We start from the raw sequence: 1,563 nt of genomic DNA, 5'->3' as shown, positions 1-1,563 counted from the left end.
CCATAGCTGGTCTGAAACCACGCCCAGGCGCATATAGCCGGGACGTTGCCGTTCATTGTAAGGAAAACCGACACCAAGAACATCCATTTTAGCTATATTTGAAAAGCTAAAACAAAAAAATTAATATGCCGGAGAATCAAAATATCGAATGGAAAGAATCTTGGAGAGATGAATATTTAAAATGGATTTGTGGCTTTGCAAATGCAGACGGCGGAAAAATCATTATTGGCAAAAATGACAAAGGCAATATTGTTGGAGTAAAGAATCCTAAAAAGCTACTTGAAGACATTCCCAATAAAGTAAGAGACATCTTAGGAATTATCGTTGATGTAAACTTACATGAAAGCCCAAATGGAAGTTTTATTGAAATTATCATAGAAGCATATCCTTACCCTGTAAATTACAAAGGACAATATCATTACCGAAGTGGCAGCACTAAACAGGAATTAAAAGGAGCTGCACTTGACAAGTTTATGCTTCAAAAAAAGGGAAAGCGCTGGGACGGTGTACCAATTCCCAATATTACAACTCAAGACTTAAAATCAGATACTTTTGACTTTTTCCGTAAAAAAGCAGTAAAAGCCCAACGACTTGATGAAGAAGTTCTTTCAGATACGAATGACCATTTAATTGAAAACTTGCAGCTAAAGGAAAATGATTATATAAAAAGAGCTGCAATTCTTCTTTTTCACCCAAATCCGGAAAAATTTGTTACTGGAGCATACATTAAGATTGGGTACTTTTTGTCCGATGAAAATTTAAAGTTCCAGGATGAAGTTCACGGAAATATTTTTGAGCAAGTTGAAAAGACTATGGATTTGCTCTTCTCCAAATATATCAATTCGTCAATCAGTTATGAAGGATTAAATCGGGTTGAGAAATATGAATATCCAAAAGACGCAGTACGCGAAGCTCTTCTAAATGCTGTATCACATAAAGATTACTCAGAAGGTGTTCCAATTCAAATTAGCGTCTACCAAGATAAAATCGTTTTCTGGAATGAGGGAAAACTACCAGACAACTGGACTATTGAAAAGCTGTTAACGAAACACCCATCAAAACCTTTTAATCCAGACATTGCAAACGCTCTTTTTAGAAGTGGATATATCGAGTCTTGGGGCCGTGGAACAATTAAAATGATTAATGAATGCGTCAATTTTGGCATTCCAAAACCAATCTATTTTTACGATATGTCAGGATTTTGGGTGGAATTTAGAAAAGAAAATCTGAATCCCGAATATTTAAAAACTTTAGGTTTAAATGAAAGACAAATAAATGCTATTGAACATCTCAAGAATAAAGGGAAAATAACGAATAGTGATTACCAAACCATTTTTAAAGTTTCGCGAAATACAGCAAGTAGAGATTTATCAGATTTGGTAGATAAAGGATTGTTAAAAGCATCTAGCATAAAAGGTGCTGGTTCCTTTTACGAATTGCACCATTAATTGCACCAATTGCACCATGAGAAAAGATTAAAAAGGAAAAATAACGAAGAAAGAAACAACGAAACGGCGTAAGCCTTCGGCCTCCTACGTATTGTAAAAGTAAAAAAATTTTCCC

General features: G+C 34.9%; 1 protein-coding gene. It reads left to right on the top strand.

Annotated elements, in window-relative coordinates; translation table 11 throughout:
- The first annotated feature begins 125 nt into the window (after positions 1-125).
- Complete coding sequence (locus tag ATH1_RS0115405) at positions 126-1,448, top strand: ATP-binding protein (RefSeq protein ID WP_010423669.1); 1,323 nt, start codon at positions 126-128, stop codon at positions 1,446-1,448.
- The last annotated feature ends 115 nt before the right edge of the window (positions 1,449-1,563 follow it).

Origin of the sequence: Anaerophaga thermohalophila DSM 12881, from assembly GCF_000191885.1 — a bacterium.
GTDB lineage: Bacteria > Bacteroidota > Bacteroidia > Bacteroidales > Marinilabiliaceae > Anaerophaga > Anaerophaga thermohalophila.
The sequence above is the reverse complement of the archived record's forward strand: the minus strand, read 5'-3'. Positions and strand labels throughout refer to the sequence as shown.

What these genes read in the sequence shown, in the direction of transcription:
- ATH1_RS0115405 (WP_010423669.1), top strand. Translation starts at nt 126, where the DNA reads ATGCCGGAGAATCAAAATATCGAATGGAAAGAATCTTGGAGAGATGAA.